Source organism: Nodularia chucula CCY0103, from assembly GCF_963923915.1.
GTDB lineage: Bacteria > Cyanobacteriota > Cyanobacteriia > Cyanobacteriales > Nostocaceae > Nodularia > Nodularia chucula.
Genome location: NZ_CAWUOL010000002.1, coordinates 157,735 through 175,062 on the forward strand (window position 1 = coordinate 157,735; position 17,328 = coordinate 175,062).

The following is a 17,328-nucleotide window of genomic DNA, read 5'->3' on the forward strand; positions in this document are numbered from 1 at the left end:
TTTTTTTCTTAATTAGGACTTACGCAAGAACTCTCTAAAACCCTATTAACTTTGTGTCCTTTGTGTCCTTTGTGGTTTGTTTTTTCCTGATTTTGCGTAATTCCTGTTAATAAGTCTTAAATCTAGAAACTTTTTGAGGTAGTATTTTGAGCTTGTTCAACTGCTAATAACTCCCGAATTAAACGGGCGAGGGCTTTTTGAGTTAAACGATTAGTAACTTGCTGACCTAAACGCTGTACATCTGGATTTACTAACAATTGCGCCATTTGGGGTGCTAACTTCATAGGGTCAAAACCACCAGTTTCTCTGAGAATATTTAAAATGCGTTTAATATGCTCCAATGTTTGTTCTTGTTCAACTGTCGCCTTCGGGGTTTCGTTAATTGCTGTTAAACCTACCCTTTCTCGCAGTACATAAGTAAAATTGTGGAGAACATTTTTACCTACAGCATTGATTCCATTGAGAAACTCATCTACCATTTTGTCACGAATAAATGCACCACGTTCAGATGAGAGGAAATCTACTCCTTGGTTCAACACTAAATTTAAGTCATAATCCTGATTTCTCTTGGCATTCTTTAACAAGTTTTCTAAACGATTCCACCGGAATTTTTCATCTTTAAACAATAAATTTTGCAGAGATGTCCTTAACTGTGGTGCTTGGTCGGTTAACAGGCGTTTAGCAACATAGGGATAGGCTTCGTTGAGAACTTTAAATTCGGGATCAATATATATAGCAATACCTTCCAAAGTTACCAAGGAGCGAATAATTAAAGCGTAGTAGGGAGGTACTCGGAAAGGATATTCATACATCAAAGCCGAGAGTTCATCAGTAATACTTTTAATATTTAAGTCAGCGACACTGGCTCCTTGAGCATCAGCAAAGACTCTGGCAAATGCAGGTATAATTGGTGTTAAATCTGTCTCTGGGGAGAGAAAATCTAGCTTGACGTAATCGTTAGCTAAACCTTCAAAGTCACGGTTAACTACGTGAACGATCGCCTCAATTAAACCATAACGCTGGGGTGGCTGTACCTCACTCATCATCCCAAAGTCGAGATAGGCTAATTTACCTTCTGGTGTGGCTAATAAGTTACCTGGGTGGGGGTCAGCATGGAAAAACCCATGTTCTAATAACTGGCGTAGGGAGCATTGTACACCCACTTCAATTAGATAACGAGCGTCTATACCTTTGGCGTTAATTTCGGCGGTTTGGGTTAATTTTGTGCCGTTGATCCACTCCATCGTCAGTACCCGACGGTTGGTATATTCCCAGTAAATTTTGGGGACGTAAATGTCTTTTATATGACCATATAATTCAAAGAAGCGTTCGGCATTTTCTCCTTCATGAATATAATCCATCTCTTCAAAGATGCGATCGCCTAATTCATCGAGGATACCAACCAAGTCACTGCGGATTCTTTTAACTCTATTTTGTACCCAAGCCGCTAGTTGACGCAAAATAAATAAATCAATGGTAATTTTGTCTCTTAAATCCGGGCGTTGGACTTTAACTGCGACTTCTTCACCAGTTTTGAGTTTACCTTTATAAACTTGTCCTAAAGAAGCCGCAGCAATGGGTTGAAGTGAGAGTTCAGCATAAATTTCTGGAGGTGGTGCGCCTAATTCTTCTTCAATAAATTGATAAGCAATTTCGTTGGGGAAAGGTGGTAATTGGTCTTGTAATCTGGTTAATTCTTCTAGATATGCGGGGGGGACTAAATCCGGTCTAGTGGATAAAGCCTGTCCAATTTTGATATAAGCAGGCCCCAGTTGTGTCAGTAATTCTCGTAGTTGAACGGCGCGACGGTGATCTTTTTTCATCTCTATTCCCCGGCGGCTATCCCACCATAACCCCAATACAAAGGAAAGAGTCGGCCTTAAAACGGCAACAATACGCTGAAAAACTTGTAGGGGTCGATGACGATAATGTTCCCTGATTTCTGCGGCATCGTAAAGTATGGCCTCAGTCTCTAAATGTGGCTGAGTTATGTACTTTGGTGAACTCACAACCAAGGTTGATTGGCCATTTTCTGTTACTACTTCAGTCACTTGTGGTTTGTCCTCTGTTTTTCGGGAAGTCGGGGGAAATGTCTTAACAATCATGAAGGCAGCCACGGGTTCCATTGAGTATGTAAATTATTGTAACAATTAAGTTTACATATCAACATCTATCGTCGGCAGATAAATTACAGTTTTTTCACTGTGTCTTTAGTTAAATCGTATCTCGATATCATGTTAATTAAGAGAAAAGCGTTGTATCATAATTGTGTCTACCAATGGTTGGTAACAAAAATAAAGTCTCGGCATCTGCCCTCACGGAGAATTTGGCTTGATGTTGCTTTACCTGAGAATTGAAAATTTTGCCCTCATTGACCAATTGGAACTAGAATTTGGCGCTGGATTGAATGTTCTCACGGGTGAAACCGGCGCGGGAAAATCAATTATCTTGGATGCCATTGATGCGGCTTTGGGTGGTAAAGTGTCTAGTCGAGTGATTCGCACCGGAACAAGTCGCTCTATGGTAGAGGCTACTTTTACATCTCATCCGGCTTTAACGGCTTGGTTAACTGAACAGGAAATTGATTTAACTGAAGATAATTGTGTGATTGTGAGCCGAGAAATTACGGCTACTGCTAGTAATATCCGCAGCCGGTCACGGGTAAATGGGGTGTTGGTAAATCGGCAGATTATGGGGGGATTGCGCGATCGCCTGGTAGAAATTACAGCCCAAGGTCAAACTGTGCAGGTGGGAAAATCGGCTCAAGTCCGGGAATGGTTGGATGTATACGGCGGCGACTCTTTACTACAACAGTGTCAAATTATTGCTACGGCTTTTAGTGCTTATCAACAAGCCCATCAAGTATTAGAAAAACGCCGGACATCAGAAAGGGAACGGTTACAGCAACTGGATTTGTTGACCTATCAAATACAGGAATTGGGCGCTGCTAACCTCAATGATCCCCAGGAATGGGAACAACTGCTGCAAGAACGGGAACGCCTCAATCATGTTGTGGAATTGCAACAGATGAGTTACAAGGTGTATCAATCCTTGTATCAAAATGATCATGAAACCCCAGCCGTCGCTGATTTATTGGGGGACAGCGAAGGGACATTAACTGACATGGTGGAGTACGATTTCCAACTACAACCTCTGTTAGATTTGGTTAGGGATGCTCAAACGGCGATGATTGAGGTGGGCAGACAAATTAATGCTTATGGTGGTAGTTTGGAAGCTGATCCCCAACGATTGCAGGAAGTAGAGGAGAGGATTCAAGAATTAAAGCAAATTTGCCGCAAGTATGGTCCGACTTTGACAGAAGCGATCGCATATTATCAACGCATCCAAGGGGAATTAGCAGACCTGAATGATAGCGAACAATCTATTGAAAATTTAGAACAGCAGGAAGCAGCCTGTGCCGCACAGCTAACTCAATCTTGTGCCAAGTTAACTAAATTGCGTCGTCAAACCGCAGCACATTTAGAATCTCAATTGTTGGGTGAACTCAAGCCTTTAGCAATGGAAAAGGTAAAGTTTCAGGTGGAGATAGCGCCGATTTTTCCCACCGCCACAGGTGCAGATAAAATTACCTTTATGTTTAGTCCTAATCCTGGGGAACCACTACAACCTTTGATTGCGATCGCCTCTGGAGGCGAAATGAGTCGGTTTTTATTAGCACTAAAAGCGTGTTTTTGTCAAGTAGATGCCGCCGAAACAATGGTATTTGATGAAATTGATGTGGGAGTTTCTGGAAGAGTTGCTCAGACGATCGCCGAAAAATTACATCAGCTCAGTCAAAATAACCAAGTATTATGCGTCACCCATCAACCTTTAGTGGCAGCAATGGCTGATCGACATTTCCGTGTAGATAAACAAACAATTACCCAAAGTAATAATACTGAGCAGCGTACAGTAGTCCGAGTCACGAATTTAGAAAATCTCAGCCATCGCCGCGAAGAACTAGCGCAATTAGCTGGTGGTAAATCTGCCACAGATGCGATCGCCTTTGCAGAGTCATTATTATTACAAGCCGCCAATCATCGTCGCCAAGAAATAAATTAGTGTCTTTGCAGTTTTGGTTCTTCGGTTAATTTTATGGAGAATTAATAGACCTCTTGCAAAATCAATACAGTTCAGTTAAGCCTCTCTTTCTGTCTTTCCTTCTTCTCTTTGTGTCCTTTGCGTTCTTTGTGGTTCGTTCAAAAAATTGATTTTAACCAAGAGTTTTAGCCTTAACTGAACCGTATTGGTTTATAAGCTCCGTAATCAATAAAGCTCAAATTTTACAATATCGCACAGAAAAACTTCCTCTTTTTAGGCATCAATCCTTACTCATTCCCAAACTGATAAAAATACTAGCGATTTATACTGATTCCTCAAAAACAATATCCTCATAAACCGACTCAATGGGAAAAGTTAAATCAATACTTTTTAGCTTGATATTATCCCCAGGTTGATAATTAAAAATCTCCCAATTACCGCGCTCATTTTTGCCGTATAAATCAATCGCTATTTTCTCAGCATCAACCAAAAGATAATCTTGTAAACTAGGATTGCGACGATATAATCTAAATTTATCCCCTCGGTCATAACTGGCTGTACTTGGAGATAAAACCTCAACAATTAGACAGGGATATTGAATTGCTTGAATTGCAGTGCGATCGCGCTCATCGCAAGTAACGCTTACATCAGGATAAACATAATCTTTCGTTTCAAAAATATTTACACGACAATCAGAATTACCAACCTGACAACCACCACCTCGTAAATGACCTTTAACAATGAAAATAATATTACTAGCAATTCTTCCATGATTTTGAGTCCCCCCAGTCATAGCGTAAACTTCACCATTAAGATACTCATGGCGAAGCAATTGTTTTTCTTCCCAAATGAAATATTCTTCGGGCGTTAACTTAGGAAACTTACCTTTTACAGCAATCATTTTTTGTTACCTCATGTGCGATCATTTTTACTCATAACTCAACCCACACGTTTAAACTAACGAATAAAACTATAGGAATCATATTTGATTTCTGAAAAACACGTAGGGTGCTGTATAGCCCAAGGGGCATGGCTCCGCTAAAGCGAAGCGTAACGCACCATCCTGAAAGCCTTTCGTGCGTTACGACGTTCCGTCTAACACACCCTACAACACCTAGATTTTTTCAATAATCAAACCGTAGTCCTATAATTTAACAAATATTAAGAGGAACAACAGATATATCTCAATTAAATTGCACACCCACAGACTCTAAATCCGTAAGCATATTTTCAGCATCGGCCTCTTCAGAACTCCGCAAAAAATTATAATAGGTTTCAGAAAGATTGATCGAGTGAATCAGACATTGAAAACCATCATCTAATAGATGAGCAGGTTATTTGGCACATATTAATATTGAGAAGTTCTCACACAAGCTGCTTCCCCAGCTACAGGATCAGGATAAATAGCTAAAGTGTGATAATCAGGAGCAGTGTCTTCATATAAAACTCTGAATGTATAAAGTTTACTTCTACTTTCCTCTTGAGTAATTACTGTTAAAAGTGTATTCTCCATTTGAAGTAATCCGGGAATGTTCAATCTGGGAATACGCCGCAGATGAATCACGTTTGCACCTGAGTTTTTACAATCTCCTGAGTTCAAGTTACGTTCTGCACCGAACTGCATACACATTGGTCCATCAAAATCCATAATTACCTGTGATGGGTCGTTTAACCAGACTTTTTTGATTGTTTCTCCAGCTGGTAAAAAGCTTAAATTTGTCCCTTGCTGATAGGAAACTGTAATGGTGGGTACTACTCCCCCTAAACCTTGTGCTTGGCAAGAAAACATAGAACGCAGAACAGCATTCCTACCAACAGCACGACCTGCAAATAACAAGATTGCAACTGCAAAAATGAAAGAAGTTAGAGGTAATAAATCAGGATATTTTAGTTTCATGGCTGCAAAGGAAGAAGTGTTGATATCAAAATAATTCGTAATTGATAATGCCTCTTTTTCTGCCGAAGGCTTTACTTAATCCGTAGTTATAATCTCTGGGTGCTTGTACCCATTTAATTACGAATTACCTTAGCGTAGCGGGGCGTAGCCCATTACGAATTACGAATTACAACTGCATGGTTCTATTGATGTAGATTTCCACTTCTTGACCAGCTGGTAGTAGCCAAAGGTTGGTGCGTTGCAACATTTGGGATATGGCCTGTTGGTTGCGTTGGGAAATTTGGGGAACTACCGACTTTAAGCCACCTTCTAAAACCCCGGCTGGAATATTCCGTCTATTGTTGACGTTACTAACGATGGTGCTACTACCTTCGATGGTAACTTGGGATTCTGTGCGATTAAATAATTCTGCCCCTCTACTAATACCGCCTAAAACAAATACTCCTAAGTCCATTCTTGCTATGGATGAGCCTTCATTGGGATATTGATTTGCTACTAAAGGTTTACCTTGGGGAGCGCGTACCGTTATGGAATTGTTGGGTAAACTCTGTTCTACTAGTTGCCCATTTTCCTCAGAAATAACGGTGATTACTTTCAATTCCACTAGTCCTCGTTCCGAAATAGAACTAATTTCAGCTAATAGTTCCGTATTCACTGGTAGGGCGATCGCACCATCTATTGTTTTTAAAGGACTACTCAAACGCAATACAAATACATTACCATCCTCATGAGCCTCATTACCCCTGGAGCGGGTAGTTTCCCCAAATACAGCAGTTGCTAAAACCGCTTTCGCACTAGTCCCAACTTTCACAGCTTTCGGGCTTTGTGACCGGGTTTGGCTGACTAAAATATCTGCTTCTGGTGGCGTTGCTTCTGGGGGAGAATTACTTAACTGCGCTGGTAAATTAGCATTAGTTTCTGGTGCAGACAAAGCGGTACTCACGCGAGATTCACCAGTAGTATAAACCTGACCATAGCTACCTAACTTGGCTAATCTTGTCCATTCTTCCAGGGGATTAGGTGGAGATGGGACAGATGGAGGTGATGGGGGTGATGGGGGAATTGTGACTGGGGGAGCAGACGCAATCGGTGTCGGTAATCGTGCTGGCGGAGGTGCGATCGCAATGGGTTGGACGGGATCTGGCGCTGGCCTTTCAACAATGCGCTCAACAGTAACTACCCTGGGAGCTGTAGCAGTCTGCATAGGTCTCGGTATGCTTTCCCTCACTGAAGCAGTTTCCATCTGTGGAACTACTCTATTTCTCAGTTGTTGTTGGGCTTCTGTAATTGTCTGGGCTTGTTCCGCCAAAGCTAATTTGGTTTTGAGTATCTCTACTTCTTGTGCTAAATTTTGTTGTGCAGATTCAATGGGTTCTGGTGGTTGTGCAGGTGCGGAAACCAGATTATTTGTCGATCGTTGACTACCAGTATTCATCACCTGAGATAAAAATCCACCAGCTACCAGCACCAGAGCTAAGGTAGCACCACCGACTAAAGCTAATTTAGCGAAGGGATTTGATGAGAGAGACTGGTCAGTGGAGATTTGTTCTGGCTGAGACTGGTAAGGCTGCAAACTGGCTGATTCTACTTCTCTTGCATCAACGTTAATTGGTGGTGATTCTTCTTTAAACCCAACCAATTGTGCCATTCTCGAATCCCAATCATGAGGATCTACTTTTGGTGCTGGCTTCTGAGAGATTGATAAATATTGGGGAGAAATTTCTGGATGAATTGAATATGAAGTCATGGTGTATTACTTGGGTTTAATTTTAAGAACAGGTATTATCTGTGATGTCACATATCTGATAAATTTCTAGTCTAGCCTCTCCCAAACGATAAGCTGCTAAATGCCAGGGTAGGGGTTTACTAGGAATTGCTGCTGCTGGTTGATCTATGGTTCTAACAAATATTTGTTTGTTAAATTCTGTTGAGTTTCCTAGATTATTAGCAGGACTGAAATTTAAGTGATTAGCTAACATTTCAACTTTCCATCTACCATCACCTATTTGAGTGGGTTGAGAGATTTTTTCTATGACTAATACATACTCAGTTTGCCGATTAATATTTGCTAATTGTCCGGTGGGATTTAAGTTAGTAATTTCTGCCTGAAATTTAGGTTTCAAATCACTGGCTAATAGTTGAGAACTAATTTGCCACACTGTGAGTGGTGGTTGTTGCTGTGACCAAGTTAGCATTAAGGTCATAGTTTCACCGACAAAACGGCGGATTGTCTCTGGATGTCTGTCGTCACTTTCTTGCGGGTCTACAGTAATAGCCCGTCCATCTATCAGTTGCACCAAGCTTTGGGGTGTTAGCTGTCTTTGTAAAGCTTGAATCATGGAATTATGGAACAAAAGCAACATTAAGGTAAATAGATGTAAGCCAAATGTGACTACAGCTAACAGTGGGAGGATACTAGTGTTTTTGCTTTCTGTTTTGACTAGTTGCATAGATGCTTGAGTATATAAATTATAATTTAACTGTACGGAAATAAAATTTATCTGATAAAACTCTGAGGATTTTCACAGGGGTTTGATTTATCTGTGCTGGGGTTGCTATATTCTTCTAGTAAACATAAATCCCGAATTTCGTAAATTTCTAATCTATCAGTACGATTGCTATAAATGGCTTTTTGGATGTCGGTGCTATTATTGGCTAGGGGATAGGGAAAATAATCCACTGCACGCACTAATACATCTTTATTAAAAGGTGTAACTGTCCTTCTATTGTCATCTTCTCTTTTTTGAATGAGGTCGGCTACCATCCCGACGCGCCACTGACCGGGGGCGATTTGTTCTGGAGGATAAAGGCGTTGGATGATTAATTCTCCTGATATTTTTTGAGTGGGATTGTTGGAAAAAACTTCTGGTGGTGTCATTTGGGCGATCGCACTTAAAAAACCTTTGCGAAAATCTTCTGAAATGGCAAAACTTGCTACCCAACTGCTGGTTGTGACTCTTTGAGTTCCACTTTCTGGGGTTCTAATTTGGATTCCTGTATCTGATTGGGGTGTTGCTGCTTCTGCAATACTCTGTGGTGGTAAAGTTCCCGACCAGTTAAACATAGATGTCATAGTTTTACTGATAAATTGGCGAATGGCTTCGGGATCTCTGGCTAAATCATCCACAGCAGCTATGGTTTGACCGTCCGTCATTTCCACAAAGCTAGGTGGTTCTCTCTGACTAAGTTGGCGAATTTTTAAGCCTTGTAAGATGAAAAAGAATAATACTGCGAGATGGAGGCTAAAGGTGGCGATCGCAAAGATGGTCAGAACGCTTGTGGTTGGTTTTCTTTTTTGCAGTAAATTTGTCATCTTGTAATTTTTAGTTAATGAACAAATCCGAAAATTTATATTCTATTTCTCACCACATCAGTAGTATTATTAATAGCACTAAAAACCGCAAATCCTCCCGCACCTGCTACCGCTAAAGATAGCAAAGGAGCTAAAACTCCCAGAAAAATTATGAACCACATTAAATCAGGATTAGCACTGGGATTTTCTCCCGGCCCATTAATAATTACGGCGGCGGTGACAGCAGCAATTATATTAAATGAAATCTTGGCAATTCCAGCACAAAATAACCCCGTAACCCAAGCATAAATTGGTTTACCAGCTACAGGTAACAAAGATGCACCCACAGCCAAAGGTCCCAAAGCGGCTATCAGTAACATTGTCGCCTCAATTAAATTTTGAAAAGCATATTGTAAAGAGATTAAAAAATTTTTAATACTAGTTTGGGTGGTATTTCCTACTAAGGCGTTAAAGCTAGTTTCCGATAAATTTCCCGTGTTAAACTTCAGTGCAAACACTTGAGCTTCCAATCTATCAATCCAAACTCTATTCCCATACAAATTCCTATATTCTCGCCACAAACTATCTATTTGATCACTAGCTTTTTCAAAACATTGAGTTTGTTGTTCCCCCGTCAGTGATTGACAAGGACGGAGCAAAGAACCAGCAACTTCTTCTGCTAAACTCATATTCAGAGCTTGTTGATAGGATTGTTCAGCATCTGCTGTGGTAATGACTTGTTGATTCACGGTATTAATCAAGTTTCTCACCCCCAATGTGAGACTAGAAAGGATGCTCCCATCTCCTGTATTACTTAATAACAATACGACAATAAACGGCCAAATTAAACCTGTAATGGGACGAGAATATTCACTGTAAATAACATCCTTGAGCCATTGCATCATAAAAAATAAAAGAGTCCCCACAGCAAAGAACACCCCCAGATTTGTCAGCGCCCCATATAAATTATTACTGCTATTATTTTGTAATAAATCTAGCCATTGATTATCCCAACTTTCAGCCATACTTCTGGCTGTAGCCGCACCGCTATCAAAAGTTTCATTGATACCAGTTTCTGGAAAGATTTGCAAAATATAAAGCTGCATTTTAATTCACAATCATATTAATTTTCTTCTCGACTAAACAAATCTACCTGAGAAGTAGTGCGGATCAGTCTTGCTGTTTCAGTAGCTGCATCTACTCGCCGGGAGCGATTAATTTCTGACATCTGCTGGGAAATATTTACTAAATTCAAATTAGAATATTGCAAAGATTGATTTGTTTGAATTGACTGTCCTAATGTTTCAGCCATAATTTTGGCTTGTTCCTGTTGAATTTTAATAGCTTGTAATTGCAAATTGCCTTTTTCACTTTCTATAGCGACTAAGGGATTTTGTGGAGCGAAAGTCTCAACAAAATTGAGAATACTCCGAAAAATATTATCAGAGGATTCCGTCAAAGCCTCAATACTATCCAGACTATTTTCCGTAGTTTCCAATTTAGACTTTAACCGTAATTGTCCATTTTCCCCCATAATGCTTTCCACAGAAGCACGAGTAATTAACCGATTCAGTTCATCACTAATGGCTTGAGAATGAATTACCGGATTGTTTTCAAATTTATCAGTTGTGGGGTTAAAAAATATATCCTGGCGAAAACTTTTTCCCGCTTCCACAGGATTTGGGATATTCAACTCACCAGTAGAATTATTCAGAGCATTTTGGCTTCTAATTTCCAGAGAACTTAAACTTTCACTGAGATTATTCAGCAAATAATTCTGCATATCTACAGAATAGAATTGAAATTCCGTCCAAGCATTACCTAACTGTCCCATTGCGGGTAAAACCAACAAGCAAGAAAAACCCAAAGTCAAAACAGTAACCTTACGCATATTGAACCTCTAAAAAACTCCAACTCTCTGCGACTCTGCGACTCTGCGTGAGATCATCATCCCCCCCGCAGCGAAGCAATTAACTGACGAGCAAACACAGAAATAGCCTCATACTTATCACTATGTTCTCCCATAACTTGTTGACGTGCAGTTTGTTCATTGGGGTTATTAGCCACCACCGCTAATTGTTCGTAACCTGGATAGTAACGACAAAAACTATAAATGCCATTATCATCTAATAGCCATTGACTATAAATACCTTCCTTGCGGGGAAAAAAGCTTTCCGTTGCATTACGAGAAATAATATCACGAGGATATTTTAAAATACTCACAAAACTATCTACAGCCACTGGTTGAATCCGACCAATTAATCTAGTAGATAGGTTTTGCAAAATTTTTGATGATGCCTTAGATTTAGCTATAGTATCGGGGTCTTGGGCTGATAGAATCACTCTAATACCGGCTTTTGCTCCATTGGCGCAAATTCTCCCGACTAAATCGGATATTTGGTCAAATTCAAATAAAATTGGGGCTTCATCAATGAAAAAGATGGAAGCTGGACTACTTAAAGCTCGGCGCAAGGCTGCGGAATAAGCACTGAGAGACAGGACGGCTGCATCTTCGTTGTCTGAGAGGTTCCGCAGTGCAAAAACTAAAAGTTGAGCGTCTGTAGGAAAGCTAGAGGGTGCAGAAATTGATTGTCCCACGCGACTAGAAAGCCAAAACCTTAACCTGAGTTGAATTTGACTGAGTGCGTCATCTACCCGACCACTGAGAGAGTCTAGTTGCAGATGTTCTGGGGAACAGAAATACAAAAAGTCATGCAGGGTGGGGGTTTTATCCCAAGCTAAACTACCAAATCCATCGGCTATGGCTTGTTGATATCTTTGTTTAATCCCTGAGTCTGCAAAGAAAGCAGTTAAGGCGAGGTTGAGGAGGGAACGGACGGTTTGAGACAGCAGTTGGTTTTCGGTGGATGACCCTAAAACCATTGTCATTAAGGCTGATTCTAAGAATCCAGTATAGTCCAGTAGGCGATCGCGTTGTTCTTCTGGTGAGAGCGATCGCAAATCTGGTTGTTCAAAAAGATTATTGGATTCTTTAGAAATATCAAAATAGGCTCCATTCCCCTCCATAAACTCTGTATAGTCAGTAAAGGTAGATGAGCCATCAGGTTTAGGAAAATCCAAAGCCACAACGGGAATCCCATGCGCTAAAGCCTGAGTTAAAATTCCCGATACTAACACCGATTTACCAGCACGAGTAGTCGCAAACAAAGCCAAATTTTTATGCTGGTTAAACAAATCTAAATGTATCGGAGTTCCACCCTCCTCGGCAATCAATTCAAAACCGTGACTATCTCCGGCTTTAGTTAAAACTAAAGGCATTAATCCGGGAACTTCACTGGTTAAATATAATTGACGACGGTTAAAAGGTTTGACTAATAAACCTTCCCAAACTACGGGTAAAGATTGTAGCCAAATTTTCCAAGCGTACTCTATTTCTCTAATTACCTGCGCTGGTCTTTGAAAACAATTTTCAATATATCTAGTAGCTGTATCTAATTCTGCCACAGTGGGACGATGGACAAAAATAGCTATACCCGTATATATCGGTACTGCACCCTCATATAATTGTTCTTGCGCGGCTACAGATTTTTTCAACTTTAATTGAGCGCTAACATCAATAGTTTTACTTTTTTCTTGCGCCATCAGTGCTGTCATATTTGACTGTTTTAGCACTCGTTGTAAAGTTGTTTTCACTAAAGCCGGATTCGCCGCCGTTAATTCGCAAAAAATTTCTGTATCGACTACAGTTTCTCTCGCTAGTAATTCCCACAAATAACGTAACTGAGCAAATTTATTTGACCAACCGCCGGGTTTTTCGAGAAATGTTAACGCGCCAATATAACGATTTTTCACATTTACCCAACGGCGGTCAGCACAGGGTACATTAGATTCCATTAGCAAAGTTGTACTGTGGGTATTTTCTAACAGTAATTTGGTACTTGCTAAATCCGAATTAACTTGCTCATGTAGTCCAGTTTCATCTAAAACCAGTAATTGAGGAATCTCTATAGCTGGTGTGTCATTAAATCTTCGCCAAACTTCTGACCACAGTTCCTCAGCATTCAAAGGTTTAACATCTAAACCCATTTTGTTAGATAACAATTGTTCCCAACGAGAAAACCCTTGTTGGTAAGCATTAGTAATTAAACTTTCAATGCGTTGGTTTTGAACTTCTGTTAATTCTCCTTTAAACTGTAACCACCATCCCTCAGCTTGCGCTAAAAGCTTTTCAATCCAATCATCAGCTTGAGTGGCGTTAGGTTCAATGGTATAAGTGACATATATTCGCAGAAACTTGGGTTTACGCACCCCAGAGTGAGTTAATTCTTGGATTCTGGCTCTTTCGGCTGTTAATAAGTATTTAATATCCCGTGATGGCGTGCGTTTTACTAAGTCTCCTAATTCTATTTGTCGTTGTTTATCAGAACTAAATGACCCAATGTGCAAGGTCATTTTTTCACCTTCAGGAATATCTTTTAACCCAGATTCAATATTATTAAATATGGTGTTGATTTGTTCCGCGCGTAAAGTAGTATGGATTCCCCGACATTCAAACCCAAAAACAAAGCAAAATCTATCTTTTTGGGTTTCTTTGTTTAAGATGTAAGCACCGATATCACGACCATCCAACGCCACCCTTAACATGGTCGCCAAATGTAGCGCATCCTCAAATGGTGTTAATCTACTTTCTTTGCCGGCGATGCTTAGGCTTTGTTTTCCGATTTTTTGCTTCATGGTTAATTTCTAACAAGCTTTGATAACGTGCAAAGCCTCTTGTCCAAGTGGGAACTCCCACGAATTTGCTTAAAAAGCGCCAACTTCTACCACCAGTTAAAATCCACCAAGTGGCGATTCCCCAACCTGCAATTAATGCTGTCCACAACCAGCGCTGAAAATCATCTGCAAATATCCCTCCAAATACGCCATTAACCACAAAGTAGGTAGCGAGAACAATTACCAGCCAAGGAAAAATTTGGTCAGCCGGAATTGGCCCTAATGATGGTTGTGAACCGAGAATTTGATTAACTGGGCGAAATTCTTGATCTCGTTCTTCAGCCATAAAAATAAATCCAGATTAATTACTGGTATCACCTATAACAAAACCTGTCAAGACATCGGCAACGGTGACAGCCACAACTACTAACAGGGGTATTCTAGCGATACTTTGCCAGTCTTCATCTTTCCGCACGGCGTTAATTACACCAATGAGAGAAACAGCGATATAAAGTAAATAAATGGCTCTTAAAACGTTAAAAATTAGGCTAACTGCTGTTTGTCCGTTGGCATCTCCCCCAGCATCTTGTGTGAGTGTGTTCCTAAAAAAGTTTTCAGCTCTGCCAAAAAATTGAGCATGAGCAGCAAGAGCAAAGTAGTCTAACCAAAATATGCTGAGAATCACAGATATTGCCAATATTTGTAATGTGATTACCCAGCGCTTAGACAAATGCAATTGCTGTCCGATTTGTTGCAAGATCATTGATATTAAGCCACTAGCTAGCAAACAAAACAGCAGCATGGGACTTGTGAAACTAATAACGCTGAGAAATACAGCACCAGCTAATAAAAACGGTAGGGATAGAAATAGTTGCTGTAACCATGATTCCCCAGGTATTTTTTTGCTCCTAACAGTTAAATCTTGCTCTAGTTTTTTCACGCTATAACTTTTCGGCATATCTTTATGTCCCTGATCATTGATCCAACATATTAGTGATGTTGGTGCTTAAAGGTTTTACTTTAGTTTTAAAGGTGTCACCTGTCATCTGTATTTCTCCAGGGATTTAATGTAATTTATATTGTATGGTGATGTTATATTTTCCCTGTATCACCTTGTATTAAGGTTTCATTAATTAGTTTTTAACATTTAGTTAAGTTACAGCAATTCTTTGGGGATTTTTTTTAACCAATAATTGTCTATAACTCTTACCTGCTCTTGCTCTTTGGGGTATACTGTTGGCGAAGTTTTTCTCATGCTTTTGCGTAATACCTGTATTAATAAATACAAAAATATTATATACAGCCACTTGATTATACCACATATTTACTAGAGGTGAGTTGAAGTAGCGTATATCTTGCTTAAAATTAGGGGTGAAAACTTTTTGGCACTCAGCAGAGTATCTATAAACAGATATTTAACCAGAGAAAATGTTAATTTCTGATTTCCGAATAGTGAAGTTATAATCAGACATAAATCCAGTTATTATGTCTAAAAGTTATATCGGAAACACTTGATTTTTTCAGCTATGTCATCAACAATAAACATAACCTCTAACAAGTTGTAGTCCATCTTGTTAAGAACCTAACCTTATCCAATTTTTCAAGTCCGCAGGTGCGGACTTTACTTATTTTTGATTACTGGGATGGGGAGTAGGCTTGCCCTGAGCGAAGTCGAAGGGGAGTAGGGAGTAGGGAGTAGGGAGTAGGGGGGGAAGAGGCAGGGGTGCAGGGTGCAGGGGGGAAGATTTTTAGCTTCCAATAAATACCCAATACCCAATACCCAGTCCCCAGTCCCCAGTCCCCAGTCCCCAGTCCCCAGTCCCCAGTCCCCACTCCCCAGATATATTACAGAAGTTGATCACGCAACTGATTTACAACTCGATCTAGTCCGACGGAATGGGCGGCTTTGAATAAGATGCGATCGCCTGGTTGGATGAATGTCTTTAATCTGGTTACTATATCAGCATGATTCCCAAAGCATTCTGATGGGATACCTGCGGCACTTTCTGCGATCGCCTCTGCGTCTTTACCATCTACTAACACTAGCAAAGCGTCTAATTGCAACCTCTGCACGGTTTCACCCACTTTTTGGTGCAGTTGGGGCGATCGCTCTCCTAATTCTTTCATTGCACCTAATACCGCAATTTTGCGTTTTCCCGGTGTATCTGCCAATAATTGCAACGCTGCGATCATAGCTTCTGGTGCAGCATTATAAGTCTCATCTAAGATAATTATATCATGGGCTAGGGTAAATCGTTGCGATCGCCCTGTAGGCATATTCACCATTACACCATTTTGCAAACTTGACCAATCAATTCCTAAAACTTGCGCCACTGCCAAAGCCGCTAAAAAATTACTGGCATTGTGACGACCAGCTAAAGGTAAAGGTAGTTGCATTCCCTCAACTTGAATGGTTTCGTTATCTATAATCTGCCCTTGAATATCACCACCAGCCAAACCATAAGTGACCACTTTCCCAGACCAAACTTCTTGAGCCGTAGCCATTAACAAGGAATTATCATGATTGAGAATCGCTACACCATCGGGAGACATTTGGGCTAATAACTCACATTTAGCACGGGCGATGGCTTCCTCTGAACCCAGTAACTCAATATGTGCAGTTCCCACATTCGTAATTACGCCAATATTCGGACGGGCGATATCGGTTAATTCGGCAATTTGTCCCTCACCCCGCATCGCCATTTCTACCACAGCATAATCATCTTCTGTACTCAGTTCTAATAAAGTTTTGGGTACACCGATTTCGTTATTAAAATTGCCGTAGGTCTTATGAACTCTTCCTCTGGTTGCCAAAACTGCGGCTATGAGTTCCTTAGTGGTGGTTTTTCCCACAGAACCTGTCACCCCAATTACTGGAATATTGAGGCGATCGCGCCACCATCTACCCAGCTGCTGATATGCTACTAAAGTATTCCTGACTTGCAATAATGGCAAATCTGCATTTTGATAATCACAGTCTACAATAGCCGCTAACGCACCCTGAGCGATCGCACTGGCGACAAAATCATGTCCATCAAACTTTTCCCCTCGTAAAGCCAAAAACACTTCACCGGGTTTGATTTTCCGGGTATCTGTTTGAATAGCGCTGCTGACTTGGGTTAAAACATCCTCAGATAAATTCACAGATTCCGCGTGCAGAACTTCACACAGTTGGGAAATGGTAGCAGACCAAGGCATAACTAGGAACTGATTTTTAAAGTTAAATTAGCCAAACACAAAGTATACAAATTTTCTGGTGCTACCGCGCATAAATTTAGTTATCAGTGATCATTAAACGCGGATGGACGCAGATAAACGCAGATATTTTTGTACTTTATTAGACTAGGAAATGCTATGGCATCATCAAACTATCCTGAAATAGCTTATAATACCTGAGTCCTTAGCAAGTACATAAAACTTAAAT

13 protein-coding genes are annotated in these 17,328 nt (G+C 40.4%); 1 reads left to right on the forward strand and 12 read right to left on the reverse strand.

From position 1 onward, the window contains the following. Positions 1-122 precede the first annotated feature (122 nt). A complete protein-coding gene (locus ACM0OP_RS01320) occupies positions 123-2,105 on the reverse strand; it encodes an ABC1 kinase family protein (RefSeq protein ID WP_414526628.1) in 1,983 nt (660 codons plus the stop codon). 229 nt (positions 2,106-2,334) lie between these two features. On the opposite strand from ACM0OP_RS01320, the gene recN reads away from it, so the two are divergent. Continuing rightward, the gene (gene recN, locus ACM0OP_RS01325; protein ID WP_414526581.1) at positions 2,335-4,062 is read left to right on the forward strand and encodes a DNA repair protein RecN; all 1,728 of its coding nucleotides are present in this window, start codon (positions 2,335-2,337) and stop codon (positions 4,060-4,062) included. Positions 4,063-4,363: 301 nt separating this feature from the next. Here recN and ACM0OP_RS01330 read toward each other — a convergent pair whose 3' ends face one another. From ACM0OP_RS01330 to ACM0OP_RS01380, 11 genes are all read right to left on the reverse strand, one after another. Then, a complete protein-coding gene (locus ACM0OP_RS01330) occupies positions 4,364-4,942 on the reverse strand; it encodes a Uma2 family endonuclease (protein WP_414526582.1) in 579 nt (192 codons plus the stop codon). A 447-nt stretch (positions 4,943-5,389) separates the two neighbouring features. Then, positions 5,390-5,938: a hypothetical protein gene (locus ACM0OP_RS01335; RefSeq protein WP_414526583.1), complete on the reverse strand. Its 549-nt coding sequence runs from the start codon at positions 5,936-5,938 to the stop codon at positions 5,390-5,392. A 166-nt stretch (positions 5,939-6,104) separates the two neighbouring features. Continuing rightward, positions 6,105-7,685, reverse strand: a complete 1,581-nt coding sequence (locus ACM0OP_RS01340; protein WP_414526584.1) for a TrbI/VirB10 family protein — start codon at positions 7,683-7,685, stop codon at positions 6,105-6,107. A 22-nt stretch (positions 7,686-7,707) separates the two neighbouring features. After that, positions 7,708-8,388: a hypothetical protein gene (locus tag ACM0OP_RS01345; RefSeq protein WP_414526585.1), complete on the reverse strand. Its 681-nt coding sequence runs from the start codon at positions 8,386-8,388 to the stop codon at positions 7,708-7,710. Positions 8,389-8,435: 47 nt separating this feature from the next. Then, on the reverse strand, positions 8,436-9,251 hold the full coding sequence (locus ACM0OP_RS01350) for a hypothetical protein (RefSeq protein ID WP_414526586.1): 816 nt from the start codon (positions 9,249-9,251) through the stop codon (positions 8,436-8,438). A 35-nt stretch (positions 9,252-9,286) separates the two neighbouring features. Continuing rightward, positions 9,287-10,336, reverse strand: coding sequence for a hypothetical protein (locus ACM0OP_RS01355; protein ID WP_414526587.1), 1,050 nt, complete (start codon positions 10,334-10,336; stop codon positions 9,287-9,289). Positions 10,337-10,353: 17 nt separating this feature from the next. Next, positions 10,354-11,121, reverse strand: a complete 768-nt coding sequence (locus ACM0OP_RS01360; protein ID WP_414526588.1) for a hypothetical protein — start codon at positions 11,119-11,121, stop codon at positions 10,354-10,356. A 56-nt stretch (positions 11,122-11,177) separates the two neighbouring features. Continuing rightward, positions 11,178-13,925: a hypothetical protein gene (locus tag ACM0OP_RS01365; RefSeq protein WP_414526589.1), complete on the reverse strand. Its 2,748-nt coding sequence runs from the start codon at positions 13,923-13,925 to the stop codon at positions 11,178-11,180. Then, complete coding sequence (locus tag ACM0OP_RS01370; RefSeq protein ID WP_414526590.1) at positions 13,873-14,250, reverse strand: hypothetical protein; 378 nt, start codon at positions 14,248-14,250, stop codon at positions 13,873-13,875. Before ACM0OP_RS01370 ends, ACM0OP_RS01365 begins: the two co-directional genes overlap by 53 nt. A gap of 15 nt (positions 14,251-14,265) precedes the next feature. Next, a complete protein-coding gene (locus ACM0OP_RS01375) occupies positions 14,266-14,862 on the reverse strand; it encodes a hypothetical protein (RefSeq protein WP_414526591.1) in 597 nt (198 codons plus the stop codon). Positions 14,863-15,749: 887 nt separating this feature from the next. Then, positions 15,750-17,102 carry a UDP-N-acetylmuramoyl-tripeptide--D-alanyl-D-alanine ligase gene (locus tag ACM0OP_RS01380; protein ID WP_414526592.1) on the reverse strand — a complete coding sequence of 451 codons (1,353 nt, stop codon included), beginning with the start codon at positions 17,100-17,102 and terminating at the stop codon, positions 15,750-15,752. Positions 17,103-17,328 lie beyond the last annotated feature (226 nt).